Below are 15,385 nucleotides of genomic sequence, written 5' to 3'. Positions count from 1 at the left end.
CCTCCGGCTTCACCCCACTGATCGAGCTGCGCGGGGTCAACAAGCACTTCGGGGACCTGCACGTGCTGCAGGACATCGAACTGACGGTGGGGCGCGGCGAGGTCGTCGTGGTCATCGGCCCGTCCGGCTCCGGCAAGTCCACGCTCTGCCGGGCGATCAACCGGCTGGAGCCGATCGAGAACGGCACCATCCTGATCGACGGCCAGCCACTGCCCGCGGAGGGCAGGGGCCTCGCCAGGCTGCGCGCCGAGGTCGGCATGGTGTTCCAGTCCTTCAACCTGTTCGGGCACAGGACCGTGCTGCAGAACGTCTCGCTCGCCCAGATCAAGGTCCGCGGCCGGTCCAAGGCGGAGGCGGAGGCCAAGTCCCGGGCGTTACTGGAGCGGGTGGACCTCGCCGCGCACGCCGACAAGTACCCGGCCCAGCTGTCCGGCGGGCAGCAGCAGCGGGTCGCGATCGCCCGCGCGCTGGCGATGGATCCCAAGGCGCTGCTGTTCGACGAGCCCACCTCGGCACTCGACCCCGAGATGATCAACGAGGTGCTGGACGTCATGCGCCAGCTCGCGAGCGAGGGCATGACGATGGTCGTGGTCACCCACGAGATGGGCTTCGCCCGGGCCTCCGCCAACCGGGTGGTGTTCATGGCCGACGGCCGGATCCTCGAGGACCGAGCCCCGGAGGACTTCTTCGGCGCCCCCGAGAGCGAGCGCGCCCGGGACTTCCTGTCCAAGATCCTGAAGCACTGAGGCGGCGCCGTGAACCGTCAGACGACGCCCGTGCCGGGGCCCGCGAGGAGGCCGGCGGCGCGGGCGCGGGCGGGCGGGCGCGTGCTCGCCGCCGTCCTGCTGCTCACCGCGCTGGCGGCGGGCTGCGGCAAGCCTGGCACCCCGCCGCCCAAGGGCCCGCAGCCCAGCGCCCTGCCCAGCTACCAGGTGCAGGACGCCTCCGCGATCACCGGTTCCCCGACCCTGGACGCCGCCCGCAGCCGGGGCCACCTGGTGGTCGGCGCCAAGGAGGACCAGCCGTACCTGGGGCAGAAGAACCCGGCCACCGGGGTGTACTCCGGCTTCGACATCGAGATCGCCAAGATGGTCGGCGCCTCGCTGGGCTTCCCGCCGGACCGGATCCAGTTCAAGACCATCGCCTCGGCCAACCGCGAGACCGCGCTGCAGAACGGCCAGGTGGACTACTACGTCGGCACCTACACCATCAACGACAACCGGAAGAAGCTGGTCGGTTTCTCCGGCCCGTACTTCATCGCCGGGCAGTCGCTGCTGGTGCGCAAGAACAACACCACCATCCACGGCCCGGAGGACCTGGACGGCAAGAAGGTCTGCTCGGCGGCCGGCTCGACGCCGTACCAGCGCATCCAGACGAAGTTCCCCAAGGCCAGGCTGATCGGCTACGACACCTACTCGGCCTGCGTGGACAACCTGATCACCAACCAGGTCGACGCGGTGACCACGGACAACGCGATCCTGCTCGGCTACGCGGCCAAGGTGCCGGACGAGCTCAAGGTGGTCGGCCCGCTGTTCTCGACCGAGCCGTACGGGATCGGGGTGCCGAAGAACGACACCGTGCTGCGCGGCGCGATCAACGACGCGCTGGAGCACCACATGCGGAACGGCGACTGGCAGAGGGCCTTCGAGGCGACGCTCGGCCTCTCCGGGGAGCCGGCGCCGACCCCGCCGCAGATCGACCGGTACTGAGAGGGCCGCGCCGTGAAAACGCTGACCGACAACTGGTCGACCTACTGGGACGGGTTCCTCGGCACGCTCTCGCTGTTCGTGGTGAGCGCCGTGCTGGCGCTGGTGCTGGGCGTGCTGATCGCGGGCTTCCGGGTCTCGCCGGTCAAGCCGCTGCGGGTGTTCGGCACGCTGTGGGTGACGCTGCTGCGCAACACGCCGCTGACCCTGCTGTTCTTCATCGTGGTGCTGGGTCTGCCCCGGTTCGACATCACGATGCCCTTCTACACCTTCGCGGTGCTCGCGCTCGGCTGCTACACCTCGGCCTTCGTCTGCGAGTCGATGCGCTCGGGCATCAACACGGTGCCGACCGGGCAGGGTGAGGCGGCCCGCAGCCTCGGCATGAGCTTCGGGCAGACGATGAGCCTGGTGGTGCTGCCGCAGGCGTACCGCTCGGTGGTGGCGCCGATCGGCAGTGTGATGATCGCGCTGGCGAAGAACACCGCGATCGCCGGTTCGTTCAGCGTCACCGAACTGCTGGGCACCTACCGGACCATCAACGAACTGGGTTACAGCATCATCTGGACCTTCGTCTGGATCGCCGTCGGCTACCTGATCATCACCCTGGCCGTCAGCGCCGTCTTCAACCTGCTGGAACGACGAGTGGCGGTGTCCCGATGACGGTCGAATCCTCCGCGCTGTACGACGTCCCGGGACCGAAGGCGCTCGCCCGGCACCGGCTGTACGGCGGGATCGCGCTGCTGCTGATCGCGGCGGTGATCGGCTGGGTGGTCTACATGCTGTTCCACACCCACCAGTTCACGTCCGCCAAGTGGCAGCCCTTCGAGTACCGGGGCGTGCAGGACCTGCTGCTGCGCGGGCTCGGCAACACCCTGAAGGCCTTCGGCTGGACGGTGCTGTTCGCGCTGCCCTTCGGCGCGCTGCTCGCCGCCGGGAGGCTCTCCGACCACCGCGTGGTGCGCTGGTTCGCCACGCTGGTGGTGGAGTTCTTCCGGGCGATGCCGGTGCTGGTGATGATCTTCTTCGTCTTCGTCGCGCTCAAGGTGCAGCCGCTCTGGGCACTGGTCTCCGGGCTCGTGCTCTACAACGGCTCGGTGCTGGCCGAGGTGTTCCGGGCCGGTGTGCTCGCGGTGCCCAGGGGGCAGCGGGAGGCGGCGTTCGCGCTGGGGATGCGCAAGACCCAGGTGATGACCTACGTGCTGGTGCCGCAGGCCGTCCGGGCGATGCTGCCGGCCATCATCAGCCAGCTGGTGGTCGCGCTGAAGGACACCTCGCTGGGCTTCCTGATCACCTACGAGGAGTTCCTGCACGCGGGCAAGCTGATCGCCACCAACCTGGACTACGACCTGCCGTTCATCCCGGTGGTGATGGTGATCGCGCCGATCTACATCGGCATGTGTCTGCTGCTCTCCTGGCTCGCCCGCTTCGTGGAGCGGCGCAGCCGGCGCAGTCCGAGCATGCGCGGCGGGGCGCCGGTGGTGAAGGCCGGGGTGTCGATGGGGCTGCCGCCGTCGGCGCAGCAGTGAGCAGCCTGGTTCGGGGCTGAATCAAAGGTGCGGGTGGGGTCGGGGCCGGTACCTCCAAATTCCTCTTATGATTCTCGGACGCCGAAGGGTGCCCGCGGGGCGCTGACCGGAGTCGGTGGGTCGGGTAGGAGGGATCATGGAGCCGGTGTTCGATTCGCGGCACATCAGGACGTTCCACGAGGTGGTCCGGGCCGGCTCGTACTCGGCCGCCGCCCGTGAGCTCGGCTATACCCAGCCCGCCATCACCCAGCAGATGAAGGCACTCGAACGCGCGGTCGGCGTCCCGCTGTTCACCCGTGCCGGACGCGGACTGCGGCTCACCGAGGCGGGCGAAGCGCTCTCCCGGCACGCCGAGCTGATCCTCGGCAGCATGTCCGCCGCCCAGCAGCAGCTCGCCGCGCTGGCCCGGCTGCGCGCCGGCCGGGTACGGGTCTGCGCCTTCCCCAGCGCCAACGCCACCCTGATACCCGAGACGATGGCCCGGCTGCTGGCCGAGCACCCCGGCGTGCGGGTCGAGCTGCTGGAGGCCGAGCCGCCGGACTCCGTCCAGCGGCTGCTGCGCGGGGAGTGCGACATCGCACTGGCCTTCCGCTACCCGGGCGGGGCCACCGAGGTGCCGGACGGGCTGGACGAGATCCCGCTGATGGAGGACCTGCTCACCGTGCTGCTGCCGGTCGGGCACCCGCTCGGCCGCCGGCACGCCGTACGGCTGGCCGACCTCGACGGCGAGCGCTGGATCGCCGGCTGTCCGCGCTGCCGGGCCAACCTGCTGCACGTCTGCGCCGAGGAGGGCTTCGCACCGGACATCGTGTTCTCCACCGACGACAACCTCGCGGTGCAGTCGCTCGTCGCCGCCGGGGTCGGGATCGCGCTGATGCCGGCGCTGGTGCTCTCCTTCATGTGCCACCGCAAGGTCACCGGGCGGGCCGTCGAACCGCACCTGCGGCGGCAGGTGAGCGCGTACGTGCTGCGCGAGCACCGTCGGCTCCCCGCCACCGGGCTGGTACTGGACCACCTCCGGCAGGCGGCGGCGAGCCGGGTCGGCTGCTGACCCATAAGCATTGATGGGGGGATTGCTTAGGAACCCTCCTTGGACGTGATGGGTCGATGGGTTCGAACCTGTTGGCATGACACCCTCAGTCACGGTCGGCAGCGACCGGCTCACCGAGCGGATGACCGCGCTGATCAGTGAGATCCGCGCCGTCGTGGACCGCGGACTCCCGCCGGAGCTCACCGCCTACCTGGTCGGCGAGCGCCTCGCCCCGCACCTGCTCGCCGCCCCGGACGGGCCCGACGGGCTGCTCACCGCCGCCCAGTGCGAGGGCGACCCGCAGCGCTACCGCCAGCACGTCCTGCACGCCGAGCAGGACGGCGGCTTCTCCGTCGTCGCCCTGGTGTGGCTGCCCGGGCAGCAGACCCCGATCCACGACCACGTCTCCTGGTGCGTGGCCGGTGTCCACCAGGGGCAGGAGAGCGAGACTCGCTACCGGCTGGTCTCCGAAGGCCCCACCGCCCGACTGGTCGAGACCGAGCACGTGGCCGGCCCGGCCGGCACCGTGGCCGCCTTCGCCCCGCCCGGCGACATCCACCTGGTGCGCAACTCCTGTAGCAGCACGGCGATCTCCATCCACGTGTACGGGGCGGACGTCTCGCGGCTCGGCACCAGCATCCGGCGGGTCTACCGGCTGCCCGCCGACCGGGAGCAGTGAGCGCGGCGTGGCACTGACCCTCCGCCAGCGCGCCGTGCGCACCGGCTCGCTGCCCCCGCTGCGCGGGGACGTTCCCGGCCTGCTGCTCGCGGCCCTCGGGGTGGCCGCCGCCCTCGGGGTCCACGCACTGGTTCCGGCCGTGCCCGAGCTCACCGCCGCCGTGCTGCTCGGCATGCTGGCGGCCCACCTGCCCGGGCTGCGCCCGGTGGTCCGCGGGATCGCCAGGCCGGGGCTGTCGACGGCCGGGAAGCGGCTGATGCGGCTCGGGATCGTCTTGCTCGGGCTGAAGCTCAGCCTGGGCGACGTGCTCGGCCTCGGCTGGGCCACCGTCGCCATGGTGCTCACCGTGGTCGCGGCCACCTTCGCGGGCACGCTCTGGCTGGGCCGGCGGCTCGGCCTGCCCGGGGACCAGCCGCTGCTGGTCGCCACCGGGTACTCGATCTGCGGGGCCTCGGCGATCGGCGCGGTCAGCCAGGCGGCGGGCAGTGAGGAGGAGGACGTCGCGGCCTCGGTGGCGCTGGTCACCCTGTGCGGGACGCTGGCGATCGCCGTGCTGCCACTGCTCCAGCACCCGCTCGGGCTCGGCGAGGTGGAGTTCGGGCGCTGGGTCGGGGCGAGCGTGCACGACGTGGGGCAGGTGGTCGCCACCGGGCAGACCGGCGGGGCCGGGGCGCTGCGGGAGGCGGTGCTGGTGAAGCTGATGCGCGTGGTGCTGCTGGCGCCGCTGGTCGCGGGGGTGGCCGTGGCGGTGCGGCGGCGGTTGCGGGCGGCCGCGATGGCCTCGGCGGTTGCCGTGGGTGTGGGTACGGGGGCGGGGGCTGCGGGGGGCGCGCTCGGTGGCGGGGCGGGTGAGAAGTCGGCGAGAACGGGCCGCCGTCCGCCGATCGTGCCGCTGTTCGTGGCGGGGTTCCTGGCGATGATCGCCCTGCGGACCACCGGGGTGCTGCCCGAGCGGGCGCTCGGCCTCGCCGCGGACGCCCAGAACCTGCTGCTGGCCGCCGCGCTGTTCGGCCTCGGCAGTGCGGTGCACCTGCCGACCATGGCGCGCACCGGCGGGCGGATCGCCCTGCTCGGGCTCGGCTCCTGGGTGGTCGTCGCGGGAGTCTCGTACGCGGGAGTGCTGGTCACGACCTGACGGGCCGGGGTGCGGACTCGGCTATTGTCGGGCGGGTGCCCGCCCTGCCCGTACGGGCAGGGCGGCCCCGCATTCGAATTCGCCCGAGTCCGCCGGTGTTTGCCTGCACCTGCCTGCGGTCGCCCGGGTTCGCCAAGGAGGACGGATGACCACCGCACTGCCCGGACGCGACGGCCAGGAGGCCGTCGTCACGCTCGACCGGCGGGAGGGCCCGTACGGCGAGGTGGTGCTCCGGCAACGCGGTCGGGACTTCGAGATCATCGCCAACGGCTGCTTCCTGATGGACACCGCCGACGGGCGCTCGGAGCGGCTGCTGGTGCAGGCCGCCCTCGACGAGCTGGACCGTACCGGCGCTCGTGCCGGTGACCGGGCAGAGCGGCCGTCGGTGCTGATCGGGGGCCTCGGGGTCGGCTTCTCGCTGGCGTACGCGGCGGCCGAGCCGCGCTGGGGACGGATCGCCATCGTCGAGCGGGAGACCGCGATCATCGACTGGCACCGGACCGGCCCGCTCGGAGCCTTCTCGGGTGGTGCGCTGGACGACGAGCGGGTCGAGGTGCTTCACACCGACCTGCTGGAGTACCTCGCGGCGGCGGACGGCGCGCGCTACGACGCGCTGTGCCTGGACATCGACAACGGGCCGGACTGGACCGTCACCGAGTCCAACGACGGGCTGTACGGCGCGGACGGGCTCGCGGTGTTGTGGCATCGGTTGGAGGTGGGCGGGGTGCTGGCAGTGTGGAGTGCGCGGCCTTCGGCGGGTTTCGAGGAGGTGCTGCGGGCGGCGGGGTTCTCGGACGTGGTGACGCACGAGATTCCGGTGGCCCGAGGGGTGCCGGACGTGGTGCACCTGGCTCGGCGGGCGGGCTGAGGCCGGGGGCGGGGTCGGGAGCGGTTGGCTCGGCCGGACTGGGTCGCGGGTTGCGGGTTACGGGTCGTTGGTGAACTTGGCGGTGGTGGACGGTGGTTGATGCCTCGTGTTTCAACCAGGTTCGGTGCCGCGGCAGTTGATCGGTCGGTGGGTGGGGGGATTGGGTGACTGAGAGCGGGAGTCCCTCGGAGCGGATCGCGGCCGAGCTTCGACGGCGCATCGTGGTGGGGGAGTTGACGCCGGGGGCTCGACTGCCCTCCACCCGGCGGATCACCCGGGAGTGGGGTGTCGCGATGGCCACGGCGACCAAGGTGCTGAACCGTCTGCGGGAGGAAGGGCTCGTCCGGGCCGTCCCGGGGGTGGGCACGGTGGTGGCCGGGAAGCCGGAGCCGGCGGTGGGCCGGGCGAGGCAGTCCCAGCCGGCGCCGCAACGGCCGTCGCGTGAGATGCCGCAGCAGACAGCGCACGGGGACGGGCGCTCGTTGGCCGAGCCCGCCGGGGCGCGGCGGGTCGGGGCCGGCGGCGAGCGCGACCTCACCCGGGAGCGGATCGTGGTGACGGCGGTCCGGGTGGCGGACGAGGAGGGGCTGGCGGCGCTGTCGATGCGCCGGGTGGCGACCGAGCTGGGGGTCGCGACGATGTCGCTCTACCGCCATGTGCCCAGCAAGGACGAGCTGTTGCGGTTCATGATGGACATGGCGTTCGGCGAGCAGCCGCTGTCCGAGCCGCCGGCGTCGGACTGGCGGGAGGGGCTGGAGACGGTCGCCCGGTTGCAGTGGCGGATCTACCGCCGGCACCCGTGGCTGGCCTCCACGATGTCCTTCACCCGGCCGGTCCTGGCGCCGGACGCCGCACTGCACACCGAGCGGTCGATGGCCGTCCTGGCGGGGCGGGGGCTGAGCTGGGAGGAGATGGCCCAGACGGCTGTGGCCCTGGCGGCGTTCGTGTGCGGGCTGGCCGTCCACTTCGAGCGGGAGGCCCAGGCCGAGCAGGACAGCGGATTGTCCGCGGACGAGTGGATGGAGCGCGTGGACGACGAGGACCACGAACGGCTGATGGCGAATCCGGAGCAGTTCCCGATGTTCGACGCGCTCAACCGGGGGCCGGAGATCGACATGAGCCTGGAGGCGCTGTTCGAGTTCGGGATGGCGCGGATGCTGGACGGGGTCGGTTCGGTGATCGAGCGGCGGGGTGACGGGTAGCGGGTGGCGGCGAACAGCCGACAGCCGACAGCCGACAGATTACAGATAACAGATTTCAGCTTTCGTTCGCTGAAATCTGTCGGCTGTCACCTGTTCGTTGCGGCCTGTTCGTCGCGTCCCTGCACAGCGATACCCCGGCTCCGGCCCTGGCTCAGCCGAACGGGCGGTTCTCCGGCTCGGCGTCCGCCTCGTCCGCCGGCTCCGGTTCGGCCGCGGACAGGTCCGGAAGGCTTCCGAAGGCGAAGGGATTGAAGTCCGGCGGCGGGATCATCACCGGAGTGCCCTTGCGCGGGGCCGGCTCTTCCTCGCTCTCGCTCTGCTCCGGACCCCGCTCCGCCGCTTCGGCGGCGGGCAGAGCCGGGGCCGGGACGACCGGCGGGATCGAGGGCGGCGGCGGGACGGCCGGCCCCTGAGCGGAGACGGTGGTGCCGAACGGGTCGGCCTTCTGCTCGCCCGCGACCGTGGTGCCGAACGGGTCGGCGACCGCGGTGACCGGAGCGGCCTCGTCGGGACGGGCGGCGGGCGCGTCGCCCGACAGCTCCGGGAGGTCGCCGAAGGCGAAGGGGTTGAAGTCCGGCGGCGGGATCATCACCGGCGTGCCCTTCGGCCGGCCCCCGGCGCCCGGCCCCGCGCCGCCCTCGGTGGCGGCTGAGACCTCCGCGACCGGCGCGAAGGGGTTGAAGTCCGCCGGAGGCACCCGTACCGGCGTGCCGCGCAGGTGCACCGGCACCTCCTCCGTCTCCGGCACCTCCTCGACGGCCGGAGCGGAATCCCGTGTCGACGCCGGAGCGGGCGCAGGCGCCGGAACGTGGCCGGCCACAGCGGTCGGCGCGGGTACGCCGTCCCAGCCGAACTGGATGCTCTTCAGCAGCTCCGCGAACGCCTCCGTGTACAGCTCCCAGTCCTCCGGCCGCGCCGTGGACAGCTGGGCGCACAGCACCGTCCCGCCGTCCGGCAGCGGTACGAAGGCCTGGACCGCAGAGGTGACCACCCAGCGCCGCTGCCCGTCGGCGGTCAGCGGCCCCGGCACCGGGACGGTCCGGCCCTCGACCAGGACGGCGGCCGGCCCGGCCGGCAGCAGGACGGTCCACACCTCGGCGTGCCGCCGGACGGTGGCCAGTTCGGTGGCGAGCGCGGTGATCGGCAGCGGGTGCCGGGCGAGCGAGACGACGAGGGAGGCGTCCGAGGCACGGTCGTCCAGCTCCAGGGCGCAGACGCCGGCGTACACGACGCCCGCGTCGCGGACCAGGTCGGCGAGGGTGGCGGAGATCACCGCGAAGTCCCGCCGGGGTTCCGGGCCGGTGGCGCTGAACAGTTCCTCGGAGACCTCGGCCAGGTGCCGGGCCAGTTCCTCGGCGGCCGCCACGGTGGCCGGGGCGGCACCGTCGGTCCGCCCCGCGTCGTCGGGCAGCGGCGGCACGGTGCGGACGGAGACGCCGGGCGGGCCGCCGGGGGAGGTCAGGGCGTGGAAGCCGGGCGGCACGACGAGCCGGACCTCGGTGCCCGCGCCGGTGGGCAGTTCGACCGGCTGCCGGGTCTGCTGCCCGGCTGCCAGCGCGGCCAGCGCCGGGGCGAACGGCGGGCGCAGCTTGGCGTCGGCGAACTCGCCGGTGACCGGCAGCTGGAAGAGCGCGGCCGAGGTGGTGCCCCGGTCGGCGATGGCACCGCGCACCGCGCCGCCGCCGTAGCGGGTCTGGAGCGCGGCGACCACCCGGTCGGTGAGCCGCGCGCCGGTGCCAGGACGGGCGGTGCCCGCGGTGGTGACCGTGCCGAGCCGGCCGAGGGCGCTGTGCACCGGGCCGTTGGGGGCCAGCGGCAGGCCGAACAGCGCCTCGGCGGCGGGGTGTCCGACCGTCCGCGGGGCGCTCAGCGAGGCCGCCGGATGGCGGGAGGTCTGCTCGTCGAAGAGGGCGTCGGTGAGGGTGCCGAGGGTCGCGCAGACCTGCTCCGCTGCCGCGAAGGGATTGGTCTCCGCGCTGAACTGGACGTCCTGGGTCACCTGGTGAGCCCCCCGCTCTGCTCCGTCTGCCGCCGGTGGTTCGGGTGGGACCGGGCCCGCCGCGGCGGCGTGTCGTCAGATCCCGGCTCATTCCTATCAGAGCCCACTGTCCTGACCGAACCGCAGGATGACCCGATGATCAAATCGGACGACCGCTCCAGGTCACTCGGCGGCGGCGCCGGTGGCCTGCGCGGACCCGTCCTCCGGGGCGTCCGCGGCAAGCGCGGTGACCGCCTCGACGATCCCCGGCACCGCGAACAGCCCGGCGAGGTCCCGCACCAGGCGTCCGGTCGGGCCGTCCCGGCGCTCGTCGGCGAAGAAGGTGGCCAGTTCGGCTGCGAGCACCGGCTCGCGGGCGGCGGTGAGGGCGAGCGCCGCGACGAACTCCTGCACCAGGTGCAGCTGGAGCTCCTCCAGCGGCACGGTGCGCTCGGCCAGCCACTCCAGCGAGGTGATCTCGGCGTTGGCGATCCAGGCCCGGACGGTCAGCCGCAGTCCGACGCTCGGCGCGGGGATGGCCAGATGGGCCAGGATCTGCTCCTGCGCGGCCCGCCGCACGTCGTCGATCACCGCCGAGGTGCCCGCGCTGGCCGCCACCGAGCCGCCGCGCAGCAGTGCGGCGAAGCCGGGCCCGTGGCTCTGCACGAAGTCCAGGTAGCGGCCCATCACCCGGTACAGCCGCTCCGACAGCGGCCCCTCCATGCGCTCCTCGAACCGGGCCGACAGCTCCTGCCCGGCTCGCCGCAGCGACTCCTCGTACAGCGCCTGCTTGCCGGGGAAGTAGTGGTACACCAGCGGCCGGGAGGCACCAGCCGCGGCGGCGATGTCGTCGATCGACACCTCCTCCGGCGGGCGCCGGCTGAACAGTTCCAGCGCCACGGCGATCAGCTGTTCCCGCCGCTCGTCCACGCTCAGCCGCCGACGCGGCCGTTCGCCCGCCGCCGCCCGGGCGGATGCGGAGGTCCGTGCTGCGCGGTCGGCCGTCGGCGACGGCGTACGGGAGGCCATGCGCGTCACCCTAGTTCGTCGATGGCGTTCCGGTGGAGCCAGGGGGCCACCGCTACCCGGCAGGCCCCCGCCCGCAGGACCCGGCTCGAACGCCGAGGTCGGGGTGGGCCTATGCCGCCCGGAGGTCCAGGTAGCGGCGGTAGGCCTCCAGACCGTCGGGGACGAAGGCGTCACGGGCGAGGCGGTCGTCGAGTTCGGCGGCGGTGAGCCAGGCGTGCCAGGCGACCTCGGACTGCTGGGGGGAGACCGGGCCGTCCCACTCGGCCTCGTACATGTCGCACCACCAGGAGAGCCGGTCCTGCTCGAAGAGGAACTTGAAGAGCGGGCGAGGGGCGATGCCCTGGACGCCGAGTTCCTCCTCGGCCTCGCGGACGGCGGCTTCGACGTAGGTCTCGCCGGAGCCGACCACTCCGCCGACGAACATGTCGTACGCGCCGGGGGCGAACAGCTTGGTGTCGGTACGGCGGTGGACGAAGATCCGCCCGGCCGGGTCGCGGACCAGGATGAAGACGCAGCGGTGGGTGAGCCCGCGCCGGTACACCTCGCCGCGCAGGGCGGTCCCGATCACGCGGTCGTGCTCGTCGACGACGTCCAGGAGTTCTTCGGCAGGGTTGGTCATGGTGGACAGGTTAGGGTTTCGGCGCTCGGTTCGATCGAATTCCGTTCCGATTTCGGTCGAAGGGAATCGTGGTCGAACGTGAATGGCACGAGAAGCAGCGGAACTGGTCGAGGGCGGGGCGCGTGGTGGAGGTCTGGGGCGAGACGGCCGAAGGGTTCGAGTCCGTACGGGCGGCCTTCGTACGGAACTTCGCCGACTACGGCGAACTGGGCGCGGCCTTCGCGCTGTACGTGCGCGGTCGCAAGGTGGTCGACCTGTGGGGCGGCGACGCCCGTCCCGAGGTAGGCGGCCGGCCGGCCCCCGCGGTGCCGTGGACGGCGGACACCGCGCAGGTGCTGCGCTCGGTCACCAAGGGTCTGACCGCGACCACCGCGCTGCTGCTCGCCGAGCGCGGTCTGCTCGACCTGGACGCCCCCGCGGCCTCGTACTGGCCGGAGTTCGCGGCGGCGGGCAAGGGCGCGGTGCCGGTGCGCTGGCTGCTCTCGCACCAGGCCGGGGTGCCCGCGCTGGACGTGCCGCTGCGGCTGGAGGACGTGCTCACCTGGGAGCGCGCGGCCGCCGCCGTCGCCGCGCAGGCGCCCGCCTGGGAGCCGGGCACCGCGCACGGCTACCACCCCTACACCTTCGGCTGGCTGGTCGGCGAGGTGGTGCGGCGGGTGAGCGGCCGGACGGCAGGCCGGTACTTCGCGGAGGAGGTCGCCGGGCCGCTCGGGCTGGACCTGTGGATCGGGCTGCCGTCCGGCGTGGCCCCCAGGGTCGGCAGGCTGGTCGACCTGCCGGCTCCGGAGGCGGCCAGGACCGGCCCGAGCGGGCTGCGGCTGCGGCCCAAGCAGTCCGTCCGGGACGCCTACCAGGACCCGGCCTCGCTGACCGCCCGCTCCTTCGCCTCGGTGCGCCCCGGGGTGGACCTCAACGACCCGGCGGTGCAGGCCGCCGAGATCCCCGGCGCCGGAGGCATCGGCACCGCCCGGTCGCTGGCCCGGTTCTACGCGGCGCTGATCGGCGCGGCCGACCGTACGGACGGCTCCGGTGCGCTGCTGCCGCCGCTGCTCGGCCCCGAGGTGCTGGCCCGCGCGGTCGGTCCCGTGGTGAGCGGCCCGGACCGGGTGCTGATCGTCAACTCGACCTTCGGCCTCGGCTTCTGGCGGCACGGTCCGACCGCGCCGATGGCCTCCCCGGCGAGCTTCGGCCACCCGGGGCGGGGCGGTTCGCTGGGTTTCGCCGACCCGGAGCTGGGGCTGGGCTTCGGCTACGTCACCAACGGCATGCAGCCGGGCGTCACCGGGGACGTCCGCTCGCGGAACCTGATCCGCGCGGTGCGGGGGTGCCTGGGGCTCGACCGGTAGCCTCAGGCCTGGCCGGTCTCGAAGCGGGTGACCTTCCCGGCGTCGACGGTGAAGCGCCAGGCGGTGCGCATCTCGCCCCAGGTGTCGTTGGTGAAGGTGGCGACCAGCGCGCGGCCGCCGTCCGATTCGGTCTGGACGTTCATCCGGCCGTGGGCGGTGAAGATCTCACGGTCGATCCAGTCGGGCAGGTTCCGGTCGGAGCCGTCGTCGGACATGGTCGCGTCCTCGGTGAGCAGCCCGACGAAGGCGGCTCGGTCGCCCGCGTTGATCGCGGTGACGACGGCGCGGACGACGGGGTCGCTGAGGTTGGCGGCGGCGATGGTCACGGGGGACTCCCGGAGAGGGCGACGGGTTGGGGGAGTCCTGTTCTACGGCGTTCGCGCGGGCCGTCCGGGCATGTCGGCGGCATGTCGGCGGCGCGTCGGCGAATCGGCCGCATTCATGTGCTTTGATCCCCGGAACAGGCGGTTCGCCCCCGGAGCCCGCCACGGGGAGTGGCGAAGGAGCGGGAGGTCCTCGGGCCTCCCGCTCCGCATTCGCACCAGGAGCCCCCGGCGGGACCGCCCGGGCGGGGCGGGCCTAGAAGAAGCCGACCGCGTCGGGGGAGTAGCTGACCAGCAGGTTCTTGGTCTGCTGGTAGTGCTCCAGCAGCGCCTTGTGGTTCTCCCGACCGATGCCGGAGTTCTTGTAGCCGCCGAAGGCCGCGTGGGCCGGGTAGGCGTGGTAGCAGTTCGTCCAGACCCGTCCGGCCTGGATGGCGCGTCCGGCCCGGTGGGCGGTGTTGAGGCTGCGGGTCCAGACGCCCGCGCCGAGCCCGTACTGGGTGTCGTTGGCGAGGGTGACGGCCTGGTCGAAGCCGTCGAAGCGGGTGACCGAGACGACCGGGCCGAAGATCTCCTCCTGGAAGACCCGCATCGCGTTGTCGCCCTCGAAGACCGTCGGTGTCACGTAGTACCCGCCGGCGAGCGCGCCGTCGAGCTCGGCCCGCTCGCCGCCCACCAGGATCTTGGCGCCCTCGTCCCGGCCGATCTCGAAGTACGAGAGGATCTTCTTCAGCTGCTCCACGCTGGCCTGCGCGCCGACCTGGGTCTCGGTGTCCAGCGGGTCGCCCTGGCGCATCGCCCGCACCCGGTCCAGGCCGTCGGCCAGCAGCCGCTCGTAGATCGACGATTCGATCAGCGCGCGGCTGGGACAGGTGCAGACCTCGCCCTGGTTGAGCGCGAACATCGCGAAGCCCTCGACGGCCTTGTCGTAGAAGGCGTCCGAGTCGGCGGCGACGTCCGCGAAGAACAGGTTGGGGCTCTTGCCACCGAGTTCCAGCGTGACCGGGATCAGGTTGTCGGCCGCCGAGCGGGCGATCAGTCGGCCGGTGGTGGTCTCGCCGGTGAAGGCGAGCTTGCGGATCCGGGGGCTGGCGGCCAGCGGGGCGCCGGCCTCCTCTCCGAAGCCGGTGACGATGTTGAGCAGGCCGGGCGGCAGCAGGTCGGCGGTCAGCTCGGCGAGCAGCAGCACCGAGGCCGGGGTCTGCTCGGCGGGCTTGAGTACCACCGCGTTGCCGGCCGCGAGCGCCGGGGCGAGCTTCCAGATCGCCATCAGGATCGGGAAGTTCCACGGGATGATCTGGCCGACCACGCCCAGCGGCTCGTGGAAGTGGTACGCCACGGTGTCCTCGTCCAGCTGGGAGAGGCTGCCCTCCTGGGCGCGCAGCGCACCGGCGAAGTAGCGCAGGTGGTCGACGGCGAGCGGGAGGTCGGCGGCCAGCGTCTCGCGCACCGGCTTGCCGTTCTCCCAGCTCTCCGCGACGGCCAGCTGCTCCAGGTTGGCCTCGATCCGGTCGGCGAGCCGCAGCAGCACCTGCGCCCGCTCGGCGGCCGGGGTGCGGCCCCAGGCGGGGGCGGCGGCGTGGGCCGCGTCCAGGGCGGCCTCGACGTCCTCGGCGGAGCCGCGGGCGACCTCGGTGAACACCTCGCCGGTGACCGGGGTCGGGTTGCCGAAGTACTCGCCGCGCACCGGGGGCGTCCATCCGCCGCCGATCCAGTGCTCGTACCGGGAGCGGTAGGCGACGATGCTGCCGGGGGTGCCGGGGGGCTGGTAGACGGTCATGCTCGGTGTCTCCTCGCTGCGTCGGGGCCGCCGGGCACGGCTCGGGCCAAGGGCGGCGCGCCGGACCGCCCGGTCGGGGGGTGGTCCGGCGGGAGGGTGTGGACACGCAATCGGAGCGGCGTCCCGCAGGGGCGCCCGCCGTCGAGCACGATAGCCGCCGGGTG

The 15,385-nt window shown here is 72.9% G+C and carries 15 protein-coding genes; 10 read left to right on the top strand and 5 right to left on the bottom strand.

The features are described 5' to 3' along the window. The first annotated feature begins 17 nt into the window (after window positions 1–17). The 9 genes from ACZ7C5_RS03650 (at window position 18) to ACZ7C5_RS03610 (ending at window position 8,146) form a co-directional block, all read left to right on the top strand. The gene (locus ACZ7C5_RS03650) at window positions 18–746 is read left to right on the top strand and encodes an amino acid ABC transporter ATP-binding protein (protein WP_401088177.1); all 729 of its coding nucleotides are present in this window, start codon (window positions 18–20) and stop codon (window positions 744–746) included. A gap of 81 nt (window positions 747–827) precedes the next feature. Further along, window positions 828–1,709 (top strand): glutamate ABC transporter substrate-binding protein, encoded by an 882-nt coding sequence (locus tag ACZ7C5_RS03645; protein ID WP_401088175.1) that lies wholly within the window; start codon window positions 828–830, stop codon window positions 1,707–1,709. Between the two features lie 12 nt (window positions 1,710–1,721). Then, entirely contained in the window at window positions 1,722–2,366 is a 645-nt protein-coding gene (locus ACZ7C5_RS03640; RefSeq protein WP_188297898.1) for an amino acid ABC transporter permease, read from the top strand. Next, window positions 2,363–3,232 (top strand): amino acid ABC transporter permease, encoded by an 870-nt coding sequence (locus ACZ7C5_RS03635; RefSeq protein WP_401087825.1) that lies wholly within the window; start codon window positions 2,363–2,365, stop codon window positions 3,230–3,232. The genes ACZ7C5_RS03640 and ACZ7C5_RS03635 overlap by 4 nt, the downstream gene beginning before the upstream one ends. 145 nt (window positions 3,233–3,377) lie before the next feature. Further along, on the top strand, window positions 3,378–4,283 hold the full coding sequence (locus ACZ7C5_RS03630) for a LysR family transcriptional regulator (RefSeq protein WP_401088173.1): 906 nt from the start codon (window positions 3,378–3,380) through the stop codon (window positions 4,281–4,283). A gap of 76 nt (window positions 4,284–4,359) precedes the next feature. Beyond that, window positions 4,360–4,941, top strand: coding sequence for a cysteine dioxygenase family protein (locus ACZ7C5_RS03625; RefSeq protein WP_470321890.1), 582 nt, complete (start codon window positions 4,360–4,362; stop codon window positions 4,939–4,941). Window positions 4,942–4,954: 13 nt separating this feature from the next. Then, on the top strand, window positions 4,955–6,076 hold the full coding sequence (locus ACZ7C5_RS03620; RefSeq protein WP_401088171.1) for a YeiH family protein: 1,122 nt from the start codon (window positions 4,955–4,957) through the stop codon (window positions 6,074–6,076). A gap of 145 nt (window positions 6,077–6,221) precedes the next feature. Continuing rightward, entirely contained in the window at window positions 6,222–6,944 is a 723-nt protein-coding gene (locus ACZ7C5_RS03615; protein ID WP_401087822.1) for a spermidine synthase family protein, read from the top strand. A 164-nt stretch (window positions 6,945–7,108) separates the two neighbouring features. Next, on the top strand, window positions 7,109–8,146 hold the full coding sequence (locus tag ACZ7C5_RS03610) for a TetR/AcrR family transcriptional regulator C-terminal domain-containing protein (RefSeq protein WP_401087820.1): 1,038 nt from the start codon (window positions 7,109–7,111) through the stop codon (window positions 8,144–8,146). A gap of 151 nt (window positions 8,147–8,297) precedes the next feature. Here ACZ7C5_RS03610 and ACZ7C5_RS03605 read toward each other — a convergent pair whose 3' ends face one another. The 3 genes from ACZ7C5_RS03605 to ACZ7C5_RS03595 form a co-directional block, all read right to left on the bottom strand. Further along, a complete protein-coding gene (locus ACZ7C5_RS03605) occupies window positions 8,298–10,145 on the bottom strand; it encodes a hypothetical protein (protein ID WP_401087818.1) in 1,848 nt (615 codons plus the stop codon). Between the two features lie 162 nt (window positions 10,146–10,307). Further along, window positions 10,308–11,153: a TetR/AcrR family transcriptional regulator gene (locus tag ACZ7C5_RS03600; protein WP_401087816.1), complete on the bottom strand. Its 846-nt coding sequence runs from the start codon at window positions 11,151–11,153 to the stop codon at window positions 10,308–10,310. A 109-nt stretch (window positions 11,154–11,262) separates the two neighbouring features. After that, the gene (locus tag ACZ7C5_RS03595; protein WP_401087814.1) at window positions 11,263–11,772 is read right to left on the bottom strand and encodes an NUDIX hydrolase; all 510 of its coding nucleotides are present in this window, start codon (window positions 11,770–11,772) and stop codon (window positions 11,263–11,265) included. Between the two features lie 122 nt (window positions 11,773–11,894). Here ACZ7C5_RS03595 and ACZ7C5_RS03590 point away from each other — a divergent pair, with 122 nt between their 5' ends. Further along, window positions 11,895–13,118 carry a serine hydrolase domain-containing protein gene (locus ACZ7C5_RS03590; protein ID WP_401088169.1) on the top strand — a complete coding sequence of 408 codons (1,224 nt, stop codon included), beginning with the start codon at window positions 11,895–11,897 and terminating at the stop codon, window positions 13,116–13,118. Window positions 13,119–13,120: 2 nt separating this feature from the next. Here ACZ7C5_RS03590 and ACZ7C5_RS03585 read toward each other — a convergent pair whose 3' ends face one another. Beyond that, window positions 13,121–13,444 (bottom strand): nuclear transport factor 2-like protein, encoded by a 324-nt coding sequence (locus ACZ7C5_RS03585; protein WP_401087812.1) that lies wholly within the window; start codon window positions 13,442–13,444, stop codon window positions 13,121–13,123. A gap of 253 nt (window positions 13,445–13,697) precedes the next feature. Then, a complete protein-coding gene (gene exaC / locus ACZ7C5_RS03580; RefSeq protein WP_401087810.1) occupies window positions 13,698–15,221 on the bottom strand; it encodes an acetaldehyde dehydrogenase ExaC in 1,524 nt (507 codons plus the stop codon). Window positions 15,222–15,385: the final 164 nt, after the last annotated feature.

This window comes from Kitasatospora sp. NPDC036993 (assembly GCF_055607525.1).
This window is presented reverse-complemented; position numbering and strand designations above follow the sequence as displayed.